The 26,078-nt window shown below is 49.8% G+C and carries 20 protein-coding genes and 1 pseudogene; 10 read left to right on the top strand and 11 right to left on the bottom strand.

Translation table 11 applies throughout. The features are described from left to right. Window positions 1–264: 264 nt before the first annotated feature. From ACPXXB_RS01515 to ACPXXB_RS01480, 8 genes are all read right to left on the bottom strand, one after another. Window positions 265–1,020, bottom strand: a complete 756-nt coding sequence (locus tag ACPXXB_RS01515; RefSeq protein WP_423908575.1) for an NrdJb — start codon at window positions 1,018–1,020, stop codon at window positions 265–267. A gap of 297 nt (window positions 1,021–1,317) precedes the next feature. Next, window positions 1,318–3,465, bottom strand: coding sequence for an adenosylcobalamin-dependent ribonucleoside-diphosphate reductase (locus ACPXXB_RS01510; RefSeq protein ID WP_423910862.1), 2,148 nt, complete (start codon window positions 3,463–3,465; stop codon window positions 1,318–1,320). 347 nt (window positions 3,466–3,812) lie between these two features. Continuing rightward, complete coding sequence (gene waaF, locus ACPXXB_RS01505) at window positions 3,813–4,901, bottom strand: lipopolysaccharide heptosyltransferase II (RefSeq protein ID WP_423908573.1); 1,089 nt, start codon at window positions 4,899–4,901, stop codon at window positions 3,813–3,815. Between the two features lie 69 nt (window positions 4,902–4,970). Then, window positions 4,971–5,603 carry a glycosyltransferase family A protein gene (locus ACPXXB_RS01500; protein ID WP_423908571.1) on the bottom strand — a complete coding sequence of 211 codons (633 nt, stop codon included), beginning with the start codon at window positions 5,601–5,603 and terminating at the stop codon, window positions 4,971–4,973. A gap of 42 nt (window positions 5,604–5,645) precedes the next feature. Next, window positions 5,646–5,909 (bottom strand): zinc-finger domain-containing protein, encoded by a 264-nt coding sequence (locus ACPXXB_RS01495; protein WP_423908569.1) that lies wholly within the window; start codon window positions 5,907–5,909, stop codon window positions 5,646–5,648. After that, entirely contained in the window at window positions 5,902–6,822 is a 921-nt protein-coding gene (locus ACPXXB_RS01490; protein ID WP_423908568.1) for a branched-chain amino acid transaminase, read from the bottom strand. The genes ACPXXB_RS01495 and ACPXXB_RS01490 overlap by 8 nt, the downstream gene beginning before the upstream one ends. A gap of 172 nt (window positions 6,823–6,994) precedes the next feature. Further along, a complete protein-coding gene (gene glnE / locus ACPXXB_RS01485; protein WP_423908566.1) occupies window positions 6,995–9,853 on the bottom strand; it encodes a bifunctional [glutamate--ammonia ligase]-adenylyl-L-tyrosine phosphorylase/[glutamate--ammonia-ligase] adenylyltransferase in 2,859 nt (952 codons plus the stop codon). 127 nt (window positions 9,854–9,980) lie between these two features. Then, a complete protein-coding gene (locus tag ACPXXB_RS01480) occupies window positions 9,981–11,426 on the bottom strand; it encodes a M48 family metalloprotease (RefSeq protein WP_423908564.1) in 1,446 nt (481 codons plus the stop codon). A gap of 248 nt (window positions 11,427–11,674) precedes the next feature. On the opposite strand from ACPXXB_RS01480, the gene ACPXXB_RS01475 reads away from it, so the two are divergent. From ACPXXB_RS01475 to nagZ, 9 genes and pseudogenes are all read left to right on the top strand, one after another. Continuing rightward, window positions 11,675–12,799, top strand: a complete 1,125-nt coding sequence (locus ACPXXB_RS01475) for a GNAT family N-acetyltransferase (RefSeq protein ID WP_423908563.1) — start codon at window positions 11,675–11,677, stop codon at window positions 12,797–12,799. A 98-nt stretch (window positions 12,800–12,897) separates the two neighbouring features. Further along, the gene (locus ACPXXB_RS01470; protein ID WP_423908560.1) at window positions 12,898–13,773 is read left to right on the top strand and encodes a YiiX/YebB-like N1pC/P60 family cysteine hydrolase; all 876 of its coding nucleotides are present in this window, start codon (window positions 12,898–12,900) and stop codon (window positions 13,771–13,773) included. Window positions 13,774–13,981: 208 nt separating this feature from the next. After that, window positions 13,982–14,872, top strand: a complete 891-nt coding sequence (locus tag ACPXXB_RS01465; RefSeq protein WP_423908558.1) for a YicC/YloC family endoribonuclease — start codon at window positions 13,982–13,984, stop codon at window positions 14,870–14,872. A 40-nt stretch (window positions 14,873–14,912) separates the two neighbouring features. Next, the gene (gene gmk / locus ACPXXB_RS01460) at window positions 14,913–15,491 is read left to right on the top strand and encodes a guanylate kinase (protein WP_423910859.1); all 579 of its coding nucleotides are present in this window, start codon (window positions 14,913–14,915) and stop codon (window positions 15,489–15,491) included. A 39-nt stretch (window positions 15,492–15,530) separates the two neighbouring features. Continuing rightward, a pseudogene (gene rpoZ / locus ACPXXB_RS01455) lies at window positions 15,531–15,725 on the top strand (DNA-directed RNA polymerase subunit omega); the annotation flags it as partial. Window positions 15,726–15,834: 109 nt separating this feature from the next. Next, window positions 15,835–18,033: a RelA/SpoT family protein gene (locus tag ACPXXB_RS01450; RefSeq protein ID WP_423908556.1), complete on the top strand. Its 2,199-nt coding sequence runs from the start codon at window positions 15,835–15,837 to the stop codon at window positions 18,031–18,033. 2 nt (window positions 18,034–18,035) lie between these two features. Beyond that, entirely contained in the window at window positions 18,036–18,536 is a 501-nt protein-coding gene (locus ACPXXB_RS01445) for a low molecular weight protein-tyrosine-phosphatase (RefSeq protein ID WP_423908554.1), read from the top strand. 11 nt (window positions 18,537–18,547) lie between these two features. Further along, window positions 18,548–19,036, top strand: coding sequence for a L,D-transpeptidase family protein (locus ACPXXB_RS01440; protein ID WP_423910856.1), 489 nt, complete (start codon window positions 18,548–18,550; stop codon window positions 19,034–19,036). Window positions 19,037–19,044: 8 nt separating this feature from the next. Then, window positions 19,045–20,067, top strand: coding sequence for a beta-N-acetylhexosaminidase (nagZ, locus tag ACPXXB_RS01435; protein WP_423908553.1), 1,023 nt, complete (start codon window positions 19,045–19,047; stop codon window positions 20,065–20,067). Window positions 20,068–20,085: 18 nt separating this feature from the next. On the opposite strand, the gene ACPXXB_RS01430 is transcribed toward nagZ, so the two are convergent. The 3 genes from ACPXXB_RS01430 to ACPXXB_RS01420 all read right to left on the bottom strand — a co-directional run bounded on the left by ACPXXB_RS01430 (window position 20,086) and on the right by ACPXXB_RS01420 (window position 22,977). After that, entirely contained in the window at window positions 20,086–21,186 is a 1,101-nt protein-coding gene (locus ACPXXB_RS01430; RefSeq protein ID WP_423908551.1) for a mandelate racemase/muconate lactonizing enzyme family protein, read from the bottom strand. A 77-nt stretch (window positions 21,187–21,263) separates the two neighbouring features. Then, window positions 21,264–22,037: a class II aldolase/adducin family protein gene (locus ACPXXB_RS01425; RefSeq protein WP_423908550.1), complete on the bottom strand. Its 774-nt coding sequence runs from the start codon at window positions 22,035–22,037 to the stop codon at window positions 21,264–21,266. A 52-nt stretch (window positions 22,038–22,089) separates the two neighbouring features. Then, on the bottom strand, window positions 22,090–22,977 hold the full coding sequence (locus ACPXXB_RS01420) for an NAD(P)-dependent oxidoreductase (protein WP_423908549.1): 888 nt from the start codon (window positions 22,975–22,977) through the stop codon (window positions 22,090–22,092). Window positions 22,978–23,435: 458 nt separating this feature from the next. Between ACPXXB_RS01420 and ACPXXB_RS01415 the strand changes: the two genes are divergently transcribed. Continuing rightward, window positions 23,436–26,054, top strand: coding sequence for a site-specific DNA-methyltransferase (locus ACPXXB_RS01415; RefSeq protein WP_423908547.1), 2,619 nt, complete (start codon window positions 23,436–23,438; stop codon window positions 26,052–26,054). Window positions 26,055–26,078 lie beyond the last annotated feature (24 nt).

Raw genomic sequence — 26,078 nt, 5'->3', positions numbered from 1 at the left:
CCTTTAAGTCCATTTAATTGCGTAAAGGAGGTGATTTTATGTCGAGTGTTTTGCATCTGGGCGGGGCCGCCTTGGGTAGCGACTGTTAGCTAATCCCTGATTGATTACTGCCCAAAACGTGGCTGATCGGTTTAGCCAGAACGCGATAGCTGCCGAAAAGCAGCCCTTTTTCTTGGTTCATGATATTCGTTGTGCGGGTCTATATGGATTAGTTCGGGTTTCGGCCCTATAGCAACAACTTCGATGAAATTAGCTGTGGACATATTAGCTGCACTTACTTTCGCCGCAGTTGAGGCAGGTCATGCAGCCGTCCAATAAAACCGTGGCTTTGGTGTTGCATTTTAGGCAAAGCGTCGCCCCGGCCGGGAAACTGCCAGATTCCAGGTCAATGCCTCTCAATCGATTTTGCGCCTCAAATTCTTTGCGTTTTTGATCGACCAGTGCCTGTTGGTATTGGTCAAGACCTTTATCAACAATCATCCCGATCATTTTTAAATGGGATTCAATCGCGTCGCCAATTTCAGCGACCAAAGACGGCATGAGTTTTCCGCCGCGCTTAAAGTAGCCGCCTTTGGGATCGAATACGCTTTGTAGTTCGTTAACCAGAAAGGTGACATCCCCGCCCTTTCTAAACACCGCCGAAATAATCAATGTCAGGCCCGAGATCCATTGGTAGTGGTCCATGTTTTTTGAATTGATGAAAATCTCAAACGGCCTGCGTTTTTCGAATGGCGTGCCCGGATTCAACAGGATATCGTTGATGGTGATGTAAAACGCGTGTTCTGAAACGGGTGTTTTGATTTTATAGGTATTGCCGATTAACCGGTCCGGTCGCACCACTTTTTCGTGCATTTGCACGATTTTGGACTGACCCTGAGTGCCCGTATCCAAAGACTCCGTTATCTGCTTAGCGGCTTGCGGGGGGGATTCCGCGGCGCGCGGGTCAATGTCGTTGTTGTCGAGGTCGCTGGGTTTGATTACGTTGTAATCAACAATTTGCTTTTCAATGGTAATGGCCATGATTTAATCAGTATTCTTTATGCTATTGCTTCTTTTATATTGATGGGGTCGCTTTCTCAAACTTGCTTTTATATGTCTGTCGGTCACTTTTTCACCGGATGAACACGCTTACTCAGCAAACTTCGCTGGGCGCTGTATGGCGTATGCATCAACTGACCAATATGCCGATTGAACTGGATTCTTCTATTGCGTTCGCTATTTCGGGAAAGGTTTGGATACCTTTTGTTAGTCTTGTTCACAATTTAAACTCTATTGCGTCATTAATTAGAAATTCCCGCCAGCGCAAATAATGCCTGGTTAAAATCTACCGTAGTATCCCTCTTTCAATGCGTCGAACAGGTTCGCGGCGGTATGAATTTCGCCATCGTATTCAATTTCTTCGTTGCCCTTGACTTCGACTATTTCACCGTTTTCCAGCGTGAACTGGTATTTGGTATTTTCCAGGTCCTGTTCTTTTACCAAAACACCCTGGAACGCTTCGGGGTTGAATCGAAATGTAGTACACCCCTTCAACCCTTTTTCCCATGCGTATTGATAGATGCCCTGGAAATCTTCGAAAGCAAAGTCTGTTGGCACGTTGGCGGTTTTCGATATCGACGAATCGATCCATTTTTGTGCCGCAGCCTGCACATCGACATGTTGTTTCGGGGTGATGTCATCGGCGGTAACGAAATAATCCGGCAGAGCGTTTGCCTTGTCTTCGACAGACGCCGCGGCCTGTGGATTCACCAGATGGCGATAGGCCAATAATTCATATGACAACACATCGACTTTCTCCTTGGATTTCTTTCCTTCGCGGATGACGTTGCGGCTGTAGCTATGGGCAAATGTCGGCTCGATGCCGTTGCTGACATTATTTCCCAGAGACAGGCTGATGGTGCCGGTCGGTGCGATAGAAGTATGGTGCGTATAACGACAGCCTTTAACTGCGATTTGGTTTTGTAATTGTTGCGGGAATTGCTGCATATAACGACTGTATTTGCCCATTAATACCGACCCTTTGACGGTGTCGCCGGGACGATACCCGTGTTTTTTCATTTCCGGTCGCATCGCCAGCATTTCGTTGGTTACCGGGTATTCCAGATCCAGTATCGGGGCAACGCCCTTTTCTTCGGCCAGTTGGACACCGATTTCCCACCCTACAGTGGCCATTTTTTCGGCGACGCGTTCGGTGAACTTCAGCGAGGACTCATCACCGTATTTCATTTTTAACATGGTCAACGTTGAGCCGAGTCCGAGAAAGCCCATGCCATGTCGGCGTTTGGACAAAATTTCTTCGCTTTGTTTTTCAAGCGGCAAGCCGTTAACTTCCACTACGTTATCCAGCATGCGGCAAAAGATAGCGACCACTTCACAATACTTGTCCCAATCAAATTTGGCGGCATCGGTAAATGGGTCGTCCACGAATCGGGTTAAGTTGACCGAGCCGAGCAGACATGCGCCATAGGGCGGCAGCGGTTGTTCGCCACAGGGATTGGTTGCGCGGATATTTTCGCAAAACCAGTTATTATTCATTTCATTGATTCGATCGACCAAGATGAAACCGGGTTCGGCATAATCGTAGGTGAAATTCATGATCAGGTTCCATAGCTGCTTGGCTGGAATGGTGTTGTACACCCGACAGGCCACCTGGCCGAGCTCATTGGTTGTGTAATCCGACGACTGTGGCCAGGGCCGCATAATGATTTCGTCTTCGCCGCTCTTTGTTTCCTGTTGGGTGGCGGGGAAATACAGTTTCCATTCGGCATCATCATTTACCGCTTGCATAAATTCATCGGTAATCAAACAGGACAGATTAAATTGTCGCAGGCGACCGTTTTCACGTTTGGCGCGGACGAACTCGAGAATGTCCGGGTGGGAAATGTCAAAAGCGCCCATTTGCGCGCCGCGTCGCCCGCCAGCGGAAGACACGGTAAAGCACATCGAGTCAAAAATATCCATGAAAGACAGCGGGCCGGAGGTATAAGCTCCTGCGCCGCTGACGAAGGCACCCTTGGGGCGCAAAGTGGAGAATTCATAGCCGATGCCACAACCGGCCTTCAACGTCATCCCGGCTTCGTGGACTGACCTTAAAACGCCGTCCATGGAATCTGGAATGGTGCCTGAGACGGTGCAGTTAATGGTGCTTGTTGCCGGTTTATGCGCCAACGCGCCGGCGTTGGAGGTAATTCGCCCGGCGGGAATGGCGCCATTTTTTAACGCCCATAAAAATTTGTCGTGCCACTCCTGTTGTTTCGGCTTGGTGACTTCGACTTCAGCCAAGGATTTGGCAACGCGGTCGTAGGTCGCATCGATATCCTGATCCAAAGGGTCGCCCGTTATGCTCTTCAGTCGATATTTTTTATCCCAGATATCGAGGGACGCTGGCTGAAGTGGAATATCGTCCACAGAGACGCGCTTGATGATGCTGCCGATGGCACTTTTATTATTGGCCAGATTAGCCATTTTCATGATTAAACTTATCTTCACTCAGCGGCCTTTTAAGGCCGTAACGTCATCAATTTCTATCAATAACTGTTATCCCTGTAATGTTCATCTCCGTTTGCAAAACCAGAATTTTTCTGGCTCGTTCCGCCAACCCACTGATTGGCACTATATTTTATATTCTAGTATAAAAACTATATGTAGTGGGGAAACTCCGATATTAAACCCAGCATATAGGGTTCGTCAAAATTATTTTTCCTTTCCAGCAATTTCAACAGGTTATCTACGTTGCCAAAGAGAGATCGGGCCGGTTAGTCTAATCAGATAATATTTTCAGAAAATATTTTCAGGCAACGCTTTGGCATCGCTCACCCTAATCCATCGCCAATTTTATTGCCCATTTTTTTGATGATGTCTAAAACCTTTTTTGGCATCAATTGATTCAAACAATTCAGATGGTCGAGCGGGCACTCGCGCTGGAAGCAAGGACTGCATTCGAGGCGCAGGGTGAGGCAGTCGCAGTGCTCGGTCAGCGGCGGGGTGAAGGCGTCGCTGGACGAGCCGTAGATAGCAATCACATGGCAGCCAACGGCGGCGGCGATGTGCATCAATCCGGAATCATTGGTGACCGCATACTTCGCCAGCGACATCAAATCAATCGCTTCGCCCAGCGAGGTGCGGCCGGCAAGATCGGCGCAGCGCCGTTGGCAAAGTTGGTTGATGCGCGCGGCGATTTGCCGATCATTGTCCGAGCCGAACAGCCACACCCGCCAACCCTGTGCGAGTTGCGCGTTGGCGACTTCGGCGAAATGCGCCGCCGGCCATTGCTTGGCCGGCCCATACTCGGCGCCCGGACAAAGCGCCAGCACCGGCGCGTCGGTCTGCAGTTTGAAACGCGCCGCGGTCTCGCCAACCAACTCCCGATTCACCGCCAGCGCCGGCTTGGGAAGGTCCGTAGATTGCAGGGTTTCGACGGCGTTGGCGGTCGATGATTTTGGCAAGCCCAAGGCGACAAAGCGCTGCACATTCAGCGGCATCACCCGCCGGTCGAGGATACGAATGTCATTCAGCAAACCCCAGCGCTGCTCGCCGAGATAACCGGTGCGACGCGGAATTTTGGCGAACCACGGCACCAGCGCCGACTTGAACGAATTCGGCACGACGATGGCATGGTCGAAATTCGAGCGTCGCAGTTGGCGTCCTATCTTATGTCGCGCGCCCAGCCCGAGCGCGCCGTGGCCGACGGTCATGCGAATCGTATGAGCGACTTCCGGCATACGCGCCAGTATCGGGATACTCCACGGCGGCGCCAGCACGCTGATCTCGTTATCGGCCTGAGCATCGGCCTGAGCATCGACCTGAGCATCGGCCTGCGCGCGCTTAAGTGCCTTGAACAGACTTTGCGCCATTACCATGTCGCCGACCCAGGCCGGGCCTACCACCAGAATGTTGTTCATGGCTTGCTGTTCATGATGTGATGTTCATGGCAACCATTCACACTTATCGAGCACTCACAAAATGGGATGTCACGGTCCGCCGAAAACCCCGGCAAATCGCTTCAACTGCTCCAGCTTGTTGTTCCAGTCGCGCAAAAAACGGCGCCGGTCTTTGCGGCGCTTATACAGAAATACGCAAAATGCGCCCGAAATTACCGAGGGGGTGGGTGCGGAAAAATCTTGCATCCGAAACCGCGGGCGATAGATTTCGTTCGACCATCCAAGCGATAAAATCCGAATCATCGCGGTCTGGTTGACCAGTATTTGCCCTCGTCGCAGTTCTTCCAGCCGCCGCCCGGCTTCCTGCGAGGGCTTCCTTGCGCTTTGTATTTTCATCCGTTCTCCTGCCCCGTCAATCAACTCGCACCGGCACGAGGCCGCGGCGTATTGCGGATTTTGGATGAGAAAAGAGAACTGTTTTTCCAGCCGTTGCAGATGCGTTATGTCGTTGCCGTCTATGATGACGACGAAGTCGCTTTGGGCGTGGGCTATTGCCACATTGCGCGCGGCGGTGCCATCGGTGGAGCCATCATCGACTACGATGAGTTTCAGATCGCCCATGGTTTGGTTAAGGATGCTTTCCATGGTAACGCCAATATACGGTTCGATATTGTAGGCTGCCATGACCACGCTGACCGCTGGTTTTCTTTTATTTTCAATCAAGCACCCATCTCATCAGGCTCAATGTCGAGCTCAATATCGGGCTCAATGCGACGATGGCACGGCGCCGATGAGAACATAACGGGTGCCGCAATAGGGACAAAGTTCTTGCCCGCTGTCCTCGATAGGGAGATAAACTTTAGGATGGGAATCCCACAGGCGTTTGCCGGGCATGGGACAGTGCAGCGGTAGATCATCCGCGCTGACTTCAACCCGCTGATTGACATTCGGCGTGTCAGGATCCAGAGTGACTGGATCCTGAGCGCTCGAAAAATCTTCGGGCATGTTCGACTTTTTATTATCAGACATAGGTCAGCCAATCTTCGTATTCCGGTATGCGGCCATGCACCGCATCAAAGAAACGGCTTTGAATTTTTTCCGTTATTGGGCCGCGGCCGCCATTGCCAATTTGACGATTATCCAATTCCCGGATTGGCGTTACCTCAGCGGCAGTGCCGGTAAAGAAGGCTTCATCACAAATATAAACTTCATCCCGGGTGATGCGTTTTTCAACCAACTCCAGACCTTCATCAGCAATAATTTTAGCGACGGTCTTACGGGTGATGCCATCCAGCGCCGAGGTCAGGTCTGGGGTGTACACAACATTGTCGCGAATGATAAAAATATTCTCGCCGCTGCCTTCCATGACGAAACCATTGGTATCGAGCAACAGAGCTTCGTCGTAGCCGGTTTCAATGGCCTCCCGCAACGCTAACATGGAGTTAATGTAATGACCATTCGCTTTAGCCCGGCACATACTGGCGTTCACATGGTGCCGGGCATAAGAAGATACCCGCACGCGGATGCCATTTGCAAGATTATCGTCACCTAAATAGGAACCCCAATGCCACGCGGCAATGATGAGATGCACTTTCAAATTGTCGGCGCGCAGGCCCATGCCTTCGGAGCCGTAGAACGCCATCGGCCGTAAATATCCTGATTCCAGATTATTTTGTTTAATCGAGTCGATCTGAGCCTGGGAAACCGTATCGGCATCGAATGGGATTTTCATGCCCAGAATATGCGCCGAACGAAACAATCGCTGGGTATGTTCGGCCAATCGAAAAATAGCGGCGCCTTTTTCCGCTTTATAGGCGCGCACGCCTTCGAATACCCCCATACCATAATGCAGGGTGTGGGTCAGGACGTGGACCTTGGCTTCGCGCCACGGCAGCATTTTTCCATCCATCCATATCACGCCATCACGATCACTGAACGACATTTTGATTATCTCCACAAATTTAACGATTGCCTGATTTTGCCTGGCCTGATTTTACGTAACCTGATTATATTTGGTCAAATTGTTCTTGGGTGTAATAGATTTTGCCCGTCCCATAGAAGCGGCCATCGACCGGGCTGTTAAAAATACTAAATAAATCACATTCGATCCATTGTCAACCAAAAGTCTTGTTCCAGATTGCTTTAATCGCACCCCGTTCAGCCAATAACGCGCCTTGTTCGACCAATACGGGTCGCTCCATTAGCTTTAAATCAAGAGAATGGCGAAGGTAGGTTGCATAACAATTTAACAGTTGCCTGCCAGTATTTGCATCGATTATTGAATGCTCGATTAAAGCATCTATGCAATCGGCAGTGGTGCGTGGAATCGTCAACGCTACATGCTCATTGGCATGGCGCAAAATCCAATACTGGATCAAGAACTCGATATCGACAATACCGCCTTCATCAAGCTTAATATCATAGACCCGGTCAGTTGACCGACAATTCACGTCAATCATCTTTCGGCGCATGCTGATCACGTCATCCGTCAATTGCCGGCTTTCACGTTTCAAGCACAGTATTGCTTTTCTGGCCACTTCAAATTTTCTTTGAAACTCAGCATTTCCTACCATCACCCGTGATCTGACCAGAGCCTGATGCTCCCAAGTCCAGGCATTATTAAACTGGTAATCGAAAAATCCCGAAAGAGAAGTTACCAATATACCGCTGCGCCCACTGGGCCGCAGTCGCATGTCGAGTTGATATAAGATTCCCGCCTGGGTGCGTGTGGTCAGCAAATGGATGAACCGTCGGCCCACCCGACTATAAAAATGCTCGGCTTCACTGTGGTCGGTGGATGGGCCTCCGTCAGCTTTTTCATAACATACCACTACGTCTAAATCAGAATTGTAACCGAGTTCACCACTGGCTAATTTGCCATAGGCAATGCCGCCGACACTGTCGGGCGTCACGAATTTCTTCACGCCGAATTTTTTCTCCACGAACTTCACCGCATCACGGAACACAGTTTGCAGCAACACTTCGGCGAGTTGCGTGAGCGCGTGATGAACATCGTCCACCTGAAGCACCCTCGAAACATCGGCTGCGGCAATACGTAATATCCGGGCCTGCTGATATTCCCGCAGTGTATCCACCCGTCTTTCCTGATCATTCAAATCTACTTGCGCCAAACGGTGATTCAGTTCGGCGTATAACGCTTGATCGCTGCGGTTACGGATATCTACCAATGGACGCTCTAATGGCTCCGCTAATGACCCCGCTAATGGACTGAGCAACTCGTCCAGTATTACCGGGTGTTTGCCAATATGCGAAGAAATCCAGGGACTGGCGGCACACAGATGAAGCAGTTGTTTCAGAGCGATGGGGTTTTCAATCAGCAAACTGAGATAAACCGAGCGCCGACCGATGGCTTCAACAACCGAAACAAATGCCGCCATCGCACGCTCTGCCGCGGCGTGTTGCGCGGCTTGCTGTAGCGCGAGCGGCATCAATCGATCAATTCGGTCCCTCTCAATGCCGGAAAATGCCTGATAGAGCCGTCCTTCCCGAAACCCTCGCAATAGCTGTATGGTGGACGAGGCCTGAGCGAATCCTGCGGTGCGTAACAATTTCACCGCTTCTTGTTGTTGCAATGTCTGTGCCCACACATCGGCTAGCTGAACCATTGTTGCATCGGGTGGGTTGGTTTGTTGGGCATCTGCACCCAATATCATTTTAAATTGACTATGAATATAGGTTCGATGTTGATACAGTTTTTCAACATATGCAGACCAGTTTTCACATCCCATGCTCCAGGCCAGTCGCTGCTGCTCAATTTCCGATTGGGGCAGTTGTTGGGTTTGGCGATCCGCCACCATTTGCAATCGGTGTTCGGTATTGCGTAAAAACCGATAGCCGTTTAATAATTGTTGCAGCACCCCGTCATCAATAACGCCTAGTTCTACCAAGCTGGATAGTGCTTGATATAATGATTGGGTTTGTAAATTCTTTTCCCGGCCACCGCGAATGAGCTGGTGGCTTTGCACGAGAAACTCTATTTCTCGAATCCCGCCCCAGCCCAGTTTGATATTTTGATTCACCCCGGTATGCTTTAACGCCCGTTCGATCATGCTTTTCATTTCACGGATGGCGTCAAAGGCGCCAAAGTCCAGGTATTTTCGGTAGATAAACGGTTTTAACAAAGCCAACAATTCGGCGCCCGAGTCTTTATCGCCCGCCACCACCCGGGCCTTTATCAATGCATAGCGTTCCCAATTTCTACCGTGGGTTTGGTAATAGTGTTCCATTGCCGGAAACGATAACACCAATGGGCCGCTGTCTCCGTTCGGACGCAGCCGCATGTCGGTGCGAAAGACAAATCCATACTGGGTCACAGTATCCAGTGCCGATACGATTTTTCTGCCCAACTTGATAAAGAATTCCTGGTTGTCTATACCCGGCTTGTCTATACCAGTGGTTTTGTCATGGCGGTTGTCAACAGGGGCAGTTTGGCCGGGGCTATCGTAGGCAAAAATCAAATCGACATCGGATGAATAATTAAGCTCGCGACCCCCCAACTTTCCTAATCCCAGAACGATCAAATTAGCCATATCGCCATTTTTATTCCGCGGTTGACCATAACGCCGGGACAACCAATTGTTGTGGTGGAGCAATGCCTGGCCGATGCAGCTCTCCGCAAGTTCCGAAACACACTGCATGGTTTCTTCAAGATCGGCCACGCCACAAAGATCGCGCCAAGCCATTCGCACCATTTCTCTTTGTCGGATTTGCCTTAACTGAGTATGCAAGGCAGCTTCGTCTTCGCAGCCGCCAAGGGCCTCTTTGATTCTGCAAGTCAATTCGCCGGGCGCATAGAGCCGGTCCAGGTCACCGCTGTTAATAAGGTCGTATAAAAGCAGCGGTGCGCCGATACAGGTCTTGGCCACAAAGTCGCTTGCCGCCCACACCGCGCCAAGTTCGGGGCGAGACGAACACAACTCAAGTAAATCAGATGATTGTCCAACCTCAGACAATGTGACAATTGCGTCGACAAACCGAAGCCAGTAATTTTCTACGGCGTCTGCAAGGGCACTCGGTATTGGGGCACAGACCATGGTTTTCAAACTGTTCACCCGGACAAAAAATATCAGCCGAATTTCGCTATTGAATTATTTTTATCAATTGCCCGTTGGCTGGTTCGCCGTCGGGATACAACCCGTTCAGCAGCCTTAACCTTTCTTCGGCAAACCTGCCCAAATCGGTTTGCTTGGCGAGCAGGGCAAAGGTGTCCCCCGATTTTGCCCGGAGCAATCTAATTTTTTGCGCCTGAGCAAGCGTGTGTTCACTATTTTTCAGTTTTCGTATGGATGTTGCAGTATCAACGAACAGTTGGTCAGGGCGTTGGGATTTGGCGAACCCGGCAACGACAAAAACATATCCTTGGTGCGGCACAGTAACAACACGATAAGGGCCATCGCCGAGGGGGTGTTTACCCGTAGCGATGCCAGTGTATCCACCGCCGTCAACAGATTGACCTTTTTGTAAATTGCTGAATTTTCGGTTGAGAAATTGTGCAGTGGATTCGCCACCCTCTAACTGAGCGGTATTCACAATCATTGCCGCAGCACCATCCGCTCTAATCGCCACCAGTTGATTGGGTTGGTTTTCAATACGCCAGTCTTGCGGAAAGGCAACCACAAAATCCATGGCTTTGTGGTAAAACTTGTTTTCTCGTATGATTCCCTGCTCTTCACTTTCGCCAAAAGCAACCTCATTCATCAAGCGCAGGAAATTTTCCGGATCGGTTGCTCTGGCATCGGGATTTTTAAACTTATCAGCCGCACGAATCACCTCCTGTAAACGCCGATCATTTCGCGGATGGGTTGAGAACACGCCGTGGTAAACCCTAGGCTCTCGGCCTTCTTCCCGGGCGCGTTGCAATTCGAACTCTTCCTGATTTTTAAGAATGCCCACCACCCCCAACATTTTTTCGGGATCGTAGTCGGTGCGAGCTAAATACTCTGCGCCTAATCGGTCTGCTTCCAGTTCGTGATTACGTCCGTACCCGCTAATCAGCACATCGCCAAGCTGATTAGAGGCTTCTGCCACTTGTTTGTCTCCGCTAGCAATGGTTGCGATTAACCCGATAATCCCTGCTGCAACTTGGGCGCTCTGTTGGCGCACACCATGACGCGCGGTCACGTGACCAATTTCGTGGCCGAGCACCCCGGCCAATTGTTCTTCGTTATTCATGTATGCCATGATGCCCCGAGTGATATAAATATAACCCCCAGGCAGGGCAAAGGCATTGACTTCAGGAGAGTCCAGCAAGGTAAAGCGGAATTCCAGATGGTTGCGATGGCTTTGTTGCGCCAATTTTTGCCCCACTTCATTGACGTATTGTTGCAATTGTGGATGTTCATATACCTTGTACTGCTTCAGTATTTGCTGGTGATTTTGAGCCCCTAAGGCAATCTCCCGTTGTTCTGACATCAACACGAAATCTGATCTTCCGGACACCGGATTGGTGGCGCAGCCGGCGGCAACCGCAAGCATGGCCAGTAATGCGGCAATCTTGAACAAGCCAGGCCGGTTTAATGGTTTCATATACCTTGATTTTCTATTATTGTTCGTAGTCTCGTGATCATTCGGACCTGTTGCATGAGCTTGTTGCATTGTGTCTGGCAATATGATACTCCAATTTAGTCTCGCCCGTCTGTGATCTCATTGGCGCACAGCGGGCAGACCGCTGTCATATAAGAATCGTTTCGGCTTTATGCACTATCCGGGCCGAGTATAATATCCTTTGTATGCGCGCCGACCCAAACCCCGTGAATATTGAGGTCCATTCGAGCATGGACGCCATCCCTGTTGCCGAGTGGAATGCGTTGATCGGCGGAAACTACCCGTTTCTGCAACATGCTTTTCTTTGCGCGTTGGAAAAATTTAGTTGTGTCGGGGCGCATGTGGGGTGGATTCCCCGGCACCTGGTCTATTCGAAAAATAATCAAATAATGGGCGCCATGCCGCTCTATGAAAAACACAATTCATGGGGGGAATTCGTTTTTGATCATGCCTGGGCAGATGCCTATCAACGCTATGGCGTCGAATACTACCCGAAACTGGTCAATGCCATTCCGTTTACGCCTGCCAGCGGTCAACGGATATTGTTAAACAGTGAAAATGACAAGGAAACGGCGCGTTTGTTGGTGGCGGCAGCCAATGCGTTGGTAAATGAAGGCAACTATAGCGGACTGCACAGTCTTTTCCCTGCGACCAAAGACTTCGCAATTTTAAATCAGCAGCATGCGATTTCAAGAAACGACTGCCAGTTTCACTGGCACAACCAAGGCTACACTTGCTTCGAGGATTTTTTAGGCAGGCTAAAATCCAAAAAACGCAAAAACATTAAACAGGAACGGCGCAAGGTTGCCGAAGCCGGGGTAAAAATTCGCAGACTGGATGGACATATGGCCAGCGCGGACGACTGGTATGATTTTACCGCTTTGTATCAAAAAATGTATGATCGAAAATACGGCATGCCAGCTTTCAATCAGGCCTTTTTTATGGATATTGCCCAATCCATGCCCAATCAAATTCAACTGGTGCTGGCATCGCGTGATCAACATCGGCGGAATCAAAATTGCCTGGCCGCGGCGCTGATGTACTGCGACGACACCACCCTTTATGGACGGCATTGGGGATCTGAGCATTATATAGACAGCCTGCACTTTGAGGTCTGCTATTATCAGGGTATCGAGCTTTGTATTGAAAAAGGCTTACAGCGTTTTGATCCTGGCGCACAAGGGGAACACAAAATTGCCCGGGGATTTGCGCCCACGCGGACGCAGTCATTGCATTGGATGGCGCAAAGCCCGTTTAACCAGGCGATAGCGCAATTTGTTGAACGTGAACAATCCGGGGTGCAACGCTATATCGACGCGGTAAGCGCGCATTCGCCCTATAACACCGCAGCATAATTGATTGTCATGCCAACTAACTTACCGATACTGTTGCCGGGTATTCGCCGGTTAAACCGAATCGCCTCAGCCACCCAATAACCCATCATTTTCAGGTCATGGCTTTTCTGGTTGTCAAAATATTGGTCGCTCTCATTGTGGCGGTCATTATCGTTATCGTGGCGGCAGTTGTGGCATTGACCCTGTCCAGCTCGTTGAGATTCAAGCTCGGAAAATGGCTGGCGCACTATTTGAGCCAGCCCATTCCAAACTACCTGCCTTTTTCCACTTATGAAATTCCGTTGCTGGAAAAAGTCATGCAGCCCGGAGATATCCTGCTTGTGGACGGCAACACCAGAATCAGCACCCCCATAAAATACCTGACACAATCCACCTGGTCGCACGCCGCCTTCTATGCCGGGTCTGCAACCAATGGATTCACCGAATCAGGGGAAGCGTCGCCATTGATCGAGGCGTTGTTAGATGAAGGGGTCATCGCGTCTCCATTGTCAAAGTACCGAAATTTCAATATCCGTATTTGCCGCCCGGTCGGATTATCAGACGACGACCGCGAAAAAGCCGTGCAATTTATGGTAAGGAGTTTGGGTTTGCAATATGACCTTAAGCATATTTTTGATCTGTTACGGTATCTTTACGCTACCCCGCCAGTCCCGGTAAGATTCCGGCGACAGATGATCGCCCTCGGCAGTGGCGACCCATCAAGAGCAATATGCTCAAGTTTAATCGCCGAATCCTTTCACTCCATCCACTATCCCATTCTGCCGCTGATCGAAAAGAGAACAGAAGTTTCCTCTTATCATTACAGCGTCAAGGAAATTTACCATATTCGCCACCACAGTTTGTTCACGCCGCGGGACTTTGATGTTTCACCCTTTTTCAAAATAATCAAGCCTACCATTGAGCATGGATTCGATTATTGTTCCTTGACTTTTGTGGATCCGCAGATTGATCTGGAACAAACTGACATGAAATAACTGTTATGCTCAAGTATTCGGTAAAATGGGAATTTTTCAACCTTTTCCAGCACCTTTCCCAGCAAGTTAAGACCGTTTTCCCCGAATAACAATTGCAGCGGCAATCTCAACTGAATACAATCGATACACCCAAATTTATCGCAGAATCCAAGCGGTTGAGGGGTTATTGCCCGTTATTTGTCACCTCAAGATCTCCGGAATATCGCTGATGACCACAAGTATGACCGCATTCGCCAGGCTTGAAACGGAACTGGAAGGAAACCAGTTGATCTGGGAAATCCGAAGTGTTAATCATCGTTATTTGGATATCATTCTAAAGTTGCCGGAGCAGTTGCGCGCCCTGGACACGTCATGCCGGAAACAGATTACGGAAGGATTAAAACGCGGCAGGATTGATGCTCATTTTAAGATTGAACAATCCAACGCCCTGAGCCCCCAAACCACCATAGATTTTCAGTCCGTTAAAGCATTGGTGAACCTGCTGGAGCAAATTGAGCGAGCCAACTCCAATCTTCAGCCAGCAAAAACCACCGATATTCTGCGTTGGCCGGGGGTAATTTCAGAAAATCAGATCGATAGACAACGCCTGAATAAGCATACCCTGACTGCGCTGCAAAATTGCATTTCTCAATTGGTTGAAAATCGCCGACGGGAAGGAGGGCGTTTGGCGAACATGATTGAGAAACGCGTCGTTCAATGTAGAAAAATAGTCGCACAATTAATGGGCAATATTGACCAGATTCAACAAAAAATTCAGGACAAGTGGCAGCGGCGCATTGAAGCGTTTACGCATCATATGGATCAAAATATCGATCAAGTAATCGATCAGGGGCGCATGGCCCAGGAAATCACGATTTTGCTCACTAAAACCGATGTCAGTGAAGAGTTGGACCGATTGCAGATGCATTTGACCGAGGTCGAACACCATTTGCAAGCGGGCAAACCAGCCGGGCGTAATTTAGACTTTTTGATGCAGGAACTAAATCGTGAAGCCAACACCCTGGGAGCGAAGTCGGTGGATCAGCAAGTGACCAATGCCGCAATCGAGTTAAAGGTCTTGATAGATCAGATGCGCGAACAAGTGCAGAATCTTGAGTAAAGACTGCGCTGACAATGACAGCTACGACCGTAAACAGACCATGTCATCATCAGGAATATTGATTCTTTCCGCGCCCTCCGGCGGCGGCAAAACCAGCTTGGCCCGGGCCTTGGCTGGGTCGCGAGATGATGTTTCAATTACCGTCTCCCATACCACTCGTGGGCAACGCCCGGGGGAAGAAAATGGAGTGCACTACTATTTCGTTGACAAACCAACGTTCAAGACAATGATTGCTGAGGGTCAATTTATTGAGTACGCGACGGTTTTCGATAACTACTACGGGACCTCCATTGAGTCCATAGAAAAACTGATTTTAAATGGCAAGCATGCTATTCTGGACATTGACTGGCAAGGGGCTAAAAATGTTCGAAAAAAGTATCCGGCTGCCATCTCGGTTTTTGTGATACCGCCGTCAACGGAAGTGCTTGAACAACGCTTGCAACGGCGCAAGCAAGATAGCGACCAAGTCATCGCCCGGCGGATGAAGGAAGCGAATAATGAAATGAGCCATAAAGACGAATTTGACGCTATTATCATCAATGATCATTTTGACAGCGCTTTGGCTGAACTTGAATCTATCGTGAATGGCCTTAAATCCGCTATTGAAACAGCCGAATAAACGAACATTCACATTTTATATTAAGGGTAGATTAAACAAATGGCACGTATAACAGTTACCGATTGTTTGCAGCACGTGGACAATCGATTTGAATTGGTTTTGGTTGCAGCTAAACGGGCGCGGCAACTTACCTTGGGGGCAGAGCCCCTTGTCGAAGTCGAAAAGGATAAGCCCACCGTGATTGCCCTGCGCGAAATAGCCGAGGGGTTAATCGGCCCTTCCATTCTCGACCAAGAAGTCACTCTGCCCGGTCTTAACTTTGGTGACCACGATGAAATGATCGAAATGAACGATGATGAGGTAGAGGAAGCGATCAGACAGGCCATGCTGGAGGACACTGAAAGTGAGCAAGATCGCCCTGGCAAAGAGGTGGAAGAAAAACCTGAGTGAACTACTGGAAGCGCTGGGAAAGGCAGCTCCAGATCATGAAAACCTGTTCAGCGAGCTGAGCGGGGTTCTGGAAAGCTATCTGGACGAGGCCGCAGTCGCCGACATCTACAAGGCTACGTTATATGGCGCGGATGCCCATAAGGGGCAAAAACGCATCAGCGGCGAAGACTATATTTACCACCCCATCGCCGTGGCGCAGATGCTCGGTGAAATGTGCATGGACAGTCGTACCATCATCGCCGCGATTCTGCACGATGTTGTGGAAGATACCGGCATTACGCTGGATCAGATCGGCGAAAGCTTCGGTGATGATGTCGCGGTTTTGGTTGATGGCGTCAGCAAGGTCAGTCAGTTGGAATTCCAGGAACATGCCGAAGCCGAGTCGTTTCGTAAAATGTTTATGGCTATGGCTCAGGACATCCGGGTAATTATCATCAAGCTCGCTGATCGTTTGCACAATATGCATACACTGGATTCATTGGACGATGTTCGCAAGCGCCGAATCGCCAGGCAGACCCTGGAAATATATGCGCCCATAGCCAACCGATTGGGGATGCGTGAACTGAGTCAAAAACTCGAAGATTTGAGCCTGCTTAATTTATACCCGAAACGTTACAGCGCGATCGCGAAAAAGGTCAAGGCTTCAAAACGCGGCCGCAAACCCGTGGTTAATGAGGCGTGTAAAAACATTCAGGATAAACTGGCGCAAAATGGCTTAAAAACGGAGGTGTATGGGCGGGAAAAAAATATTTTTAACATCTATCGTAAGATGCAACAAAAGAAGCTCTCGCTCAAAGAAGTAAAAGATATTAACGCCATCAGGATCATCACGGAAAAACGCCCGGATTGCTATCAAGCCCTCGGCGTTATTCATCAGCTATATAAACCCCGACCGGAAAGTTTTAAGGACTATATCGCCATCCCAAAAATTAACGGCTATCAATCGTTGCACACCGTTGTGGTTGGGCCCTTTGGCCAACCTGTCGAGATTCAAATACGCAGCCAATCGATGCACCGCACTGCGGAAAAAGGGGTGGCCTCCCACTGGTTTTACAAAACCGAAACCACGGGTGAACACGCGCCTCAGCAACTGGCCCAACAATGGCTGAATAGTTTTTTGGAATCCCAACACATGTCCAGTGATTCGGGCTATTATCTTGAACACCTGAAAGCCGACCTGTTTCCTGACGAAGTCTATGTATTCACCCCAAAAGGCGACATAAAAAGATTGCCGCGCGGCGCCACTGCGCTGGATTTCGCTTATTCGGTACATTCTGGCGTGGGTGACCATTGTATCGGGGCGCTAATCAACCAGACCGCCGTACCCTTGCATGAAAAATTATCAAATGGCGATTATGTCGAAGTAAAAACTTCTCGAAAAGCCCGGCCTATACCACAATGGCTCGACTACGCGGTTACATCGAAAGCGCGTGCATCGATCCGGCATTACCTCAGCCGGCAAAAAGACCGGGAATCCTTGCGTCTTGGAAGAAAACTGTTGCGTGGCGCATTGAGCGACCAGGGATATCGCAGAGTGCGTATCCCGAGCGCGGACAAGGTCAACCTGCTTAAACATCTTGAGCTGGACGGCTGGGAACGCTTATTGATCGACATTGGATTCGGCAAGCGATTACCCACTCTAGTCGCTAAACAGTTGATCGCCGAATCCGAAGCGCAACATCGGAATCGGCCCGTGCCAAACGACCAAAAACAGTCTACTCTGACCATTGAAGGCACCGAGCGCTTGCTAATTACTTACGCCAGTTGCTGCCATCCCATTCCCGGGGACAACATAATCGGCACGACCACCAGCGGCAGAGGTTTGGTAGTCCATCAATCCAACTGCAAAAATTGCAAGGTTATCATGCGTCAACCGGATAACTACTTTCACCTTAGTTGGTCGGAAACCACAAAAGGAAAATTCCAGGTTGTTATCGATGTTGAGGCGCAAAACGAGCCGGGCGTTCTTGCCACTATCAGCAACATCATTGCCGAGCACAATTCCAATATCAATCGCCTCACGGTTGAACAGGAACTCAGGCATACCGCCAAGATGTTATTCATCATTGAAGTCACCGACCGCAAACATCTCGCCGATATCATGCGTCAGCTCCATACCGAGCCTTCAGTCATAAAACTGACTCGGGGATAGGCATGGACACGCATCGAATATTGTTTGTATGTATGGGAAATATATGCCGATCACCCACAGCGGAAGGGGTTTTCAGAAAGCTGGTCAAACAGCGTGGGGCAGAAAATCAGTTTGAAATTGATTCCGCCGGGACCGGCGGCTGGCACATCGGTTGTCCAGCGGACAAACGTGCACAGCAGGCTGCCAGTGAGCGGGATATCGACCTTTCGGCCCTTAGGGCGCGGCAGGTTTGCGTTGCCGATACGCGGTATTACGATAGCCTGATTGCGATGGATAATGACAACCGATTGCGACTATTGGAATTAGCGGATGAGTCACATCAACCAAAGGTTCGGCTACTGTTGGAATACGCAGACTCTCCAGATAACCTTGAAGTGCCCGACCCCTATTACGGCGGAGAAAATGGATTTGATCTGACCCTGGATTTGATTGAAGATGCCTGCCACAAGTTGCTCGACCAATTACTTGCCCGGCGGCTTGCAAAGCGCCCGAGGTCACGATAATGCATCCGGGTATCCGCCTGCGAATCGATATCGCCAACCAAACGCTTCACCTCCTCAACGGCGATGGCATAGGCGGCGGTCGCAAAACAAACTATCCGGTTTCCACCGCAATCAATGGGCCTGGAGAGGTCGATGGCAGTGGCTGCACCCCTCAGGGAGAACATGTCATCCGCGCAAAAATTGGCGGCGACCAACCGATCAATACCATATTCATTGGCCGAAGACCATCCGGTGAAATTTACCAACCGGGTATGCGCGAACTGCACCCCAATCGGGATTGGATATTGACCCGGATTCTATGGTTAAGCGGTTGCCAGCCGGGATTCAACCGGCTTGGGAACGTCGATACCATGCGTCGATATATTTATATTCACGGCACGCCGGACGACGTAGCGTTAGGAAAGCCCGGCTCAGCCGGGTGTATCAGAATGAGAAATCAGGATTTGCTGGCGCTATACGATACCGTATCAGTGGGCACAAACGTAACCATCCATGCCTAATCTGCCTCATGTCTAATCTGCCTTTGGGCCCGCTGATGGTGGATGTCAGCGGCGCGCAACTTAGCGCCGATGAAACCGCGTTTTTATCCCAACCGGCAATCGGCGGGGTGATTTTATTCGCGCGCAACTATGAATCCCGTGAGCAGGTCACGCATCTCATCGATGAAATAAAATCTATTCGAAGCCCGTCGCTGCTGATCGCCGTCGACCAGGAAGGCGGTCGGGTGCAAAGATTCAAGCATGAATTTTTTGCCCTGCCGGCGGCTTATCGATTCGGCCAGGCCTATCAGCAAGACCCGAAATCAGCCCGCCATCTTTGCCACGCCGCCGGCTGCTTGATGGCAACGGAGTTGGTGCAAGTTGGGGTGGATTTCAGTTTTGCGCCGGTGCTGGATTGCGCGAATTTGAACAGCAAGGTGATTGGTGATCGTGGCTTCCATGAACAGCCTGAGATTATCGCTGCCTTGGCCGGCGCTTTCATCGACGGCATGAGCGATGCTGGCATGGCGGCCACCGGAAAACATTTTCCAGGCCATGGCGGCGTTACCGCGGATTCTCATTTTACATTACCGGTTGATGATCGATCATTGGGTCAAATCGCTGAGTGCGATTTAGCGCCCTACAAAAAACTGGCAAAAACCTTGCGCGGCGTCATGACCGCGCATATCCAATTTCCGCAGGTAGATATCGATCCGCCGACCTTCTCGGCATTCTGGCTCAATAAAATACTTCGCCAGGAAATTGGTTTTAGCGGACTTATATTCAGTGATGATCTGTCGATGACGGGCGCCCATGTCGCTGGAAATGCTGTGGAACGAACAAAGCGCGCACTACAGGCCGGGTGCGATATGGCGTTGATATGCAACGACCCCAAGAGCGCGGCCAGGGTAGCTGATGAACTGGGTAAGTCGTGGGCGGCGAATCAACCACGGTTACTGGCAATGCACGCTAAATCGGCCCATCGAATCACTGAGCCAGAGATTGCGATGTTGAAAGACCAGGTATCGCTGATGGCGAAGAATTTTGCCTAGCCCGTATTCGGATGGTGATCAGGAAAGTTTGAAATGGGTAATGGCGGATTGATCAAACGTAAATCCAATGCCAGGGCGCTCCGGCACACATAGATATCCTTCTGTTATTTCCATCGGCTCGTTGAATAGCGGACAAAACCACGGCATATGTTCGACAGAAACACAGTTCGGCTCGGATGCCGCAATACTGATACTCTGCTCGGTGAACATGTGCGTTGAAACAGGCACATCGTGGCAGGCCGCCAATGCCACAGCGCGACGAAATTCGCTCAAGCCGCCGATGCGCTGCAAGTCGGGCATCAAAACATCCACCGCATCGGCCTCAAGAATACGACGCATACCATAACGCGTGTACTCGGTCTCCCCGCTGGCAATGGGAATATCCAGCGCTCGCCGCACTTGTGCATGTCCTCTCAGATTTTGATAAGGCGCCGGCTCCTCAAACCAGCCAAGATCAAATTCCTCGAGTCGGCGACCGAGCCTGATTGCCTGTTTTGGGGTGAACGCCTGGTTGGCATCAACCAGCAATTCGATATCCGGCCCTGCGACCTCACGGATAGCACGCACCCGCGTTATATCGTCTTCCATTCTTTTGCTGCCAAGACGAATTTTCATTGAGCGAAATCCAGCGTCGATAAACTGCTGGGCTTCCAGGCGGCATTGTTCGATAGATTGAGATAACCACAACCCGCCACTGGCATAAGTTTTTACTTTATCACGACAGGCGCCAAACACTTTGTGCAGTGGCTGGCCTGCGGCTTTACCGATCACATCCCAACAGGCGGTATCGATAGCAGAAAGCGCGGCTATGGAAAATCCCTGGTGCCCGATGGCGTTCATTTCGTTGTAGATATTTTGCCAAATTTCGGCGACAAAATGAGGGTCGCGATCGATTGCCTGATGAGAAAAACCCAATATCATTTCGTGCAACGCTTTCAAGCGCACACCGTTCAGGGTAAATACATAACTCTCGCCAGATAAGCCTTGGTCGGTTTCGAGTTCCAGTAACACGCAACCCACGCTGTTCACATTGTGCCTCGCCGTGGCAATGGGTTTTGTCAGTGGCACCTTGACCAGAGTGGTTTTAAATTTGGTGATTTTCGTGACCGGCCCTCTCAATTATGGCGCTGTGTTAAACGGCGGCCCATGTCAACATAATCCACGCTGGTTTAGATCGGCCGGTCAAATCATTATGGCTAATTTTTATACGAGGGATCGGCACGATCGCATCGCCGTTTCAACGCTGGCCACTCGTATTTGCCCGGAGGAAAGGCTTCATACTGCCTGGATGACATAGCCCACACCTCAGCAGTCGCAGGTTCCAACTCCAGCCCGGCGCTCTGTGCCTGCACCGCCACCTGGCACATGCGAATGGTGTAATACATGTTCATAAACGCTTCACCAGCGGTTTCACCGACGCTGAGAAATCCGTGGTTGCGCATCACCAGCACCTTGTTATCACCAAGGTTTTCGGCAATGCGAAAACGCTCATCGAGATCAACCGACAACCCTTCCCAGTCGTGATAACCGACCTTGCCGTAAAGCATGGATGAATCCTGCACCCAATACGGGATACCCCCCTTGAATGCTGTCGCTGCCAGCGCCGTCGGCGGATGAGCATGAAATACATATTTGTTATTTGGATGGTGTAAATGAATTGCGCTGTGAATCACAAACCCGGCGGTATTAACCTCCGTGGAACCTTCCAGCACGTTGCCGTTTTCATCCACTTTAATCAGATTCGATGCGGTGATTTCTTCGTATAGCAGCCCGAACCGATGCATCAAAAAGGCGTGATCAGTACCGGGCACCCGTGCGGTAATGTGATTCCAAATAGTGTCGTCCCAACCCATCAAATGGGTCAGCCGGAACATCGCCGCCAGGTCTATACGCACTTGCCGCTCTTGTGCATTAGCCGCTATCGCACCCTTGGCACTGTTAAAATCTTCCGGGTTAACTTGTTTATTCATACTTACCTCGCCGATGGTTTATTTGATGTGGATTTGCAATTTAATAGATGATCTATTCCCGTAGAAACGTTTTGTTGTCATTTTCAAGTAAACGCACCGCTTTTAGATGATTGGCATCAAATCCATATTGTTCAAGGGCGCGAGCGTAGATCTCGGTGGTTAAATCGCACATCGGCAACCTGAGACCGAGGTCATCGGCCATTGCCTGAGCCAGTTTCATATCTTTGTGCGCCAAACCGAGGGTAAATGAGGGGTCATAGTCGCCGCGCAGAATCGGTGGGCCATAGCGCTGCGCAACATAACTTCGGCCCGTGCTATTTTGAATGATCGATAACATTTCTGACGCTTCGACACCGCCCTTTATTCCCAGCATCAATGCTTCGGACAGCGCCAGAGAATGCAAATAACACAGCACTACCTGAGCAATTTTTGCACAACACCCGGCTGCCGATGGGCCCAAATAAGTAATCCTCTCTCCGATTACTTGCAGCACTGGCAAGTAGCGTTCAAACACCGCTTTTTCACCGCCAACCAGAATGGTCAAATTGCCTGCCCGCGCGCCCTCATCGCCGCCTGAGACCGGCGCATCCAGATAGTCCACTTTTTGTTCGGTGGCGCAGGCCGCGATACGCTTGCACAATTCAAGATTGCTGGTGCTTAAATCGATCCACACCGCCCCGGCCTGGATATTGGCGAACAATCCATCGTCATCGAATGCCACGGCCTCGATCTGATCAGGGCCGGGCAATGACGTCATAATGACATTCGCACCCTCAACTGCCTGTGCAACAGATTTGGCGCGCAGCGCACCCATTTCAACCAAGTTATCCGCGCGCTCTGTATGTATATCAAACACGGACACGTTATAACCGCCATCCCGCACCAAATTTGACCCTATAGGATTGCCCATCACACCAAGGCCAATAAAACCGATATTCATTAACACGAATTTCCCGAAAAGCCAACTCGGAAATGGCACCAAGACGAACTGATTTTGTAAATCGAACTACTCATTTCAATCGTTAATTTTATGCAGGTAAATAAGGCTGGGTTGCAGTTTATCCTGTTTGGAAATCGTAATCAAAGCGTATTGCCAAAACCGCATGCCGGCTATTGAACAAAAATGCGCATTGACTCGGCTCCGCTCTGCGCCCATCATTATCGGGCTCAACCCGATAATCCAGTGAGACACCCGTGGCTTATGCCGCAACCTTAAATTGACTTCTGCCCTTGCTTTGCCTGCCCGACCTTGTGGATGAGTTGCGCTTCAAAGTTGAATGCAAGGTACAATATCCCTGAATTTTTTCGATAACAGACACGCTCAATCGACGTAATCAAACAATACGAGGACGGAATATCAACACCAAAGAAAAACGCTTCCTGGACGCGCTCGAATCCATGTTCACCGGCGCCGAAGTGGACGGCGACTCCGGCTTTGTTAATTTGATGCGGATGAAGCGCGCCTATTTTCGTTCCATCCGCCCGCAACTGATGGCGGAGATTGATCGTCGCGCCGAACGGCAGACTTCATTCCGCGAAGAACTTTTCGACAAACTCTATACCTTCTTCAACCGCTACTTCTGCGAAAGCGGCTCGATCTACTTCCGCCACCTGCCAGCTTTCTCAAAAACCTACGAGCGCGTGTATGCCGATGGGCAGGATGTCGCCCTGTCGTGGAAAACGCAGATGCTTTACTACGTTAAATCCGACGTGCTGGTGCGCTCCATGCCGGTTGAGTTGAACGAAGAGGGAATGCCGCAAAACACTCGGCTTTTGTATTTTGACGCTTCCGAGGTTGAGCACAAGAAAAATAACGAGCGGAAAGAATTCGTTTTTGCCTTTGACGAAGTGAAAAGATCGCCGAAAGGATGGGTTATTCACTTCAAGGTTTCGTATTCCAAAAACGGCGCTAAAACCAGGGCCGATGAAATTCTCAAACAATGCCGAAAAGAAAGAATCCCGCTGTCCAAGGATGAATTGCAAAAAGCCATCGGTGTATTCCAGCGGCAGACCGAAGCCAACTTTTTCATCAACAAAGACGCAAGAGGCTTTTTGCACGAGCAGTTTGACTTGTGGGTGTATCAATACATTTTTCAGGAAGAAACCGTCTTCGAGGAAAAAAGAATTCGGCAGATTCAGGCGATCAAGGACACCGCCTATAACATCATTGACTTCATCGCGCAGTTTGAAGATGAACTTTGTCGGGTATGGGAGAAGCCGAAGTTTGTGCGTAATGTCAATTATGTCGTCACGTTGGACAAACTGGCGGACGGGGTTCTGAACAAGATAATAAAACATCAAGGGGCAAAAGCGCAGATAAAAGAATGGCGCGAGTTGGGGATGGTGGATAATCAGTTTTCAATGACCGCGATTTTCAACGGACAGAAAAGTCTGGCCGACAAAAACGGCGCAAGCGGCGAGTGTCAATTTCTGCCGCTTGATACCGCGCATTTCAAGGATTTGGAATTGGATATTCTTGGTTGCTTGGGTAACTTGGATGAAGTGCTGGACGGGGAGTTGGTGCATAGCGAGAATTGGCAGGCGTTGAATAGTTTGCAAAAGCGTTATAGGGAGAAGGTGAAGTGTATTCACATTGACCCACCATACAATACGAAAACCAGCGGCTTTCTTTATCGTAATGATTACAAACATTCCAGTTGGCTGACGATGATGGACAATCGTGTTCACTGTTCTTTGGGGTGGCTCTCGGATGACGGATCATTTTTGTGCCATATTGATGAAAATGAATACGAGAGACTGCATTTGCTTATGGATAATAGCGGCTTGCTGAATGCCGGGACTGTGATTTGGGATAAGAGGAATCCTATGACTGGAGGCAGCGGTATAGCAAAGCAACACGAGTATGTAATCTTCAGAATGAAGACAGATCAAACCTTCAATGCTCAAAGTAAAAATATCAAAATCATGCTGGCAAAAGCAGAAGCAATTATTAAGCGAAACGATGGCGTTACTGACACAGCAAAAAAACAATATGCCGAATGGGTTTCTAGAAATTCCAAATTAAGTGGGGGTGAGCAAGCTTGCCGTTTCTTAGATGACGAGGGATTAGTTTATCGTGACGTTAGTCTCAGGGCGCCAGAACCACGAACAGACAAAAAATTCTTTATCCCGCTGATACATCCTGTTACTGGCAAACCATGCGCTGTTCCGCCAAATGGTTTTTCTCGCACCCCTGAAACCCTTCAAAAAATGATTGATAAAGGAGAGATTCTTTTCGGCTCAGATGAAACCACTCAACCAAGGCAAAAGCGGATTTTAGAGGATGGTTCAAAGTATCAGATAAGTTCTGTTATGCCAGATGCTAGACGAGGCAAGTCAGACCTTGATAAATTGGGACTGAAGAATTTCCCGTACTGCCACTCGGTTTTTTTCTATACCGGACTGATAGGCTCTGGGGCGGAGTCTGGTTCGGGGAATATTCTCGACTACTTCGCCGGCTCCGGTACCACTGCTCATGCAGTAATAAATCTAAACCGTGAAGATGGCGGAGAGCGAAAATATCTGCTTATTGAAATGGGAGAGTACTTCCATACGGTTCTGCTTCCACGGATAAAAAAAGTTGTCTATTCCAAAGACTGGAAAGACGGCAAGCCCGTTTCCCGCGAGGGCAGCAGCCACTGCCTCAAATACTACACGCTGGAACAATACGAAGAATCCCTGAAAAACGCCCGCTACGAGGACGGCGAACAGTTGGAACTGGACAGCGCGAAATCGCCGTTTGAACAATATGTCTTCTTCGGCGATGACAAACTCGCCCACGCCGTCAAACCCCTGAAAAACGGCAAACTAAAAATCAACCTGCACAACCTCTACCCCGACATAGACATCGCCGAATCACTCTCCAACATCCTCGGCAAACAAATCCGCCATCGCACCGCGGACACGGTAACCTTTGAGGACGGGAGCATTGAAAAAATAGATACGACAAAAATGACGGAGCAGGAAAAGCGGCATTTCATATCCCTAATCAAGCCCTACTTGTGGTGGGGGGAGTGATAGAATAACAATGCTTTTGCACTT

Origin of the sequence: Candidatus Spongiihabitans sp. (assembly GCF_965237845.1) — a bacterium.
In the GTDB taxonomy this organism is placed as follows: Bacteria; Pseudomonadota; Gammaproteobacteria; order Arenicellales; family Poriferihabitantaceae; genus Spongiihabitans.
Note: the sequence above shows the minus strand (reverse complement) of the source record. Positions and strands in the feature narration are given on the sequence as shown.

Coding starts and splice junctions, on each gene's coding strand:
- ACPXXB_RS01515 (WP_423908575.1), bottom strand. CDS start 1,020: ATGGCCATTACCATTGAAAAGCAAATTGTTGATTACAACGTAATCAAA.
- ACPXXB_RS01510 (WP_423910862.1), bottom strand. CDS start 3,465: ATGGCTAATCTGGCCAATAATAAAAGTGCCATCGGCAGCATCATCAAG.
- waaF (WP_423908573.1), bottom strand. CDS start 4,901: ATGAACAACATTCTGGTGGTAGGCCCGGCCTGGGTCGGCGACATGGTA.
- ACPXXB_RS01495 (WP_423908569.1), bottom strand. CDS start 5,909: ATGTCTGATAATAAAAAGTCGAACATGCCCGAAGATTTTTCGAGCGCT.
- ACPXXB_RS01490 (WP_423908568.1), bottom strand. CDS start 6,822: ATGTCGTTCAGTGATCGTGATGGCGTGATATGGATGGATGGAAAAATG.
- ACPXXB_RS01480 (WP_423908564.1), bottom strand. CDS start 11,426: ATGAAACCATTAAACCGGCCTGGCTTGTTCAAGATTGCCGCATTACTG.
- ACPXXB_RS01475 (WP_423908563.1), top strand. CDS start 11,675: ATGGACGCCATCCCTGTTGCCGAGTGGAATGCGTTGATCGGCGGAAAC.
- ACPXXB_RS01470 (WP_423908560.1), top strand. CDS start 12,898: ATGGCTTTTCTGGTTGTCAAAATATTGGTCGCTCTCATTGTGGCGGTC.
- ACPXXB_RS01465 (WP_423908558.1), top strand. CDS start 13,982: ATGACCACAAGTATGACCGCATTCGCCAGGCTTGAAACGGAACTGGAA.
- gmk (WP_423910859.1), top strand. CDS start 14,913: ATGTCATCATCAGGAATATTGATTCTTTCCGCGCCCTCCGGCGGCGGC.
- ACPXXB_RS01445 (WP_423908554.1), top strand. CDS start 18,036: ATGGACACGCATCGAATATTGTTTGTATGTATGGGAAATATATGCCGA.
- nagZ (WP_423908553.1), top strand. CDS start 19,045: ATGTCTAATCTGCCTTTGGGCCCGCTGATGGTGGATGTCAGCGGCGCG.
- ACPXXB_RS01425 (WP_423908550.1), bottom strand. CDS start 22,037: ATGAATAAACAAGTTAACCCGGAAGATTTTAACAGTGCCAAGGGTGCG.
- ACPXXB_RS01420 (WP_423908549.1), bottom strand. CDS start 22,977: ATGAATATCGGTTTTATTGGCCTTGGTGTGATGGGCAATCCTATAGGG.
- ACPXXB_RS01415 (WP_423908547.1), top strand. CDS start 23,436: ATGTTCACCGGCGCCGAAGTGGACGGCGACTCCGGCTTTGTTAATTTG.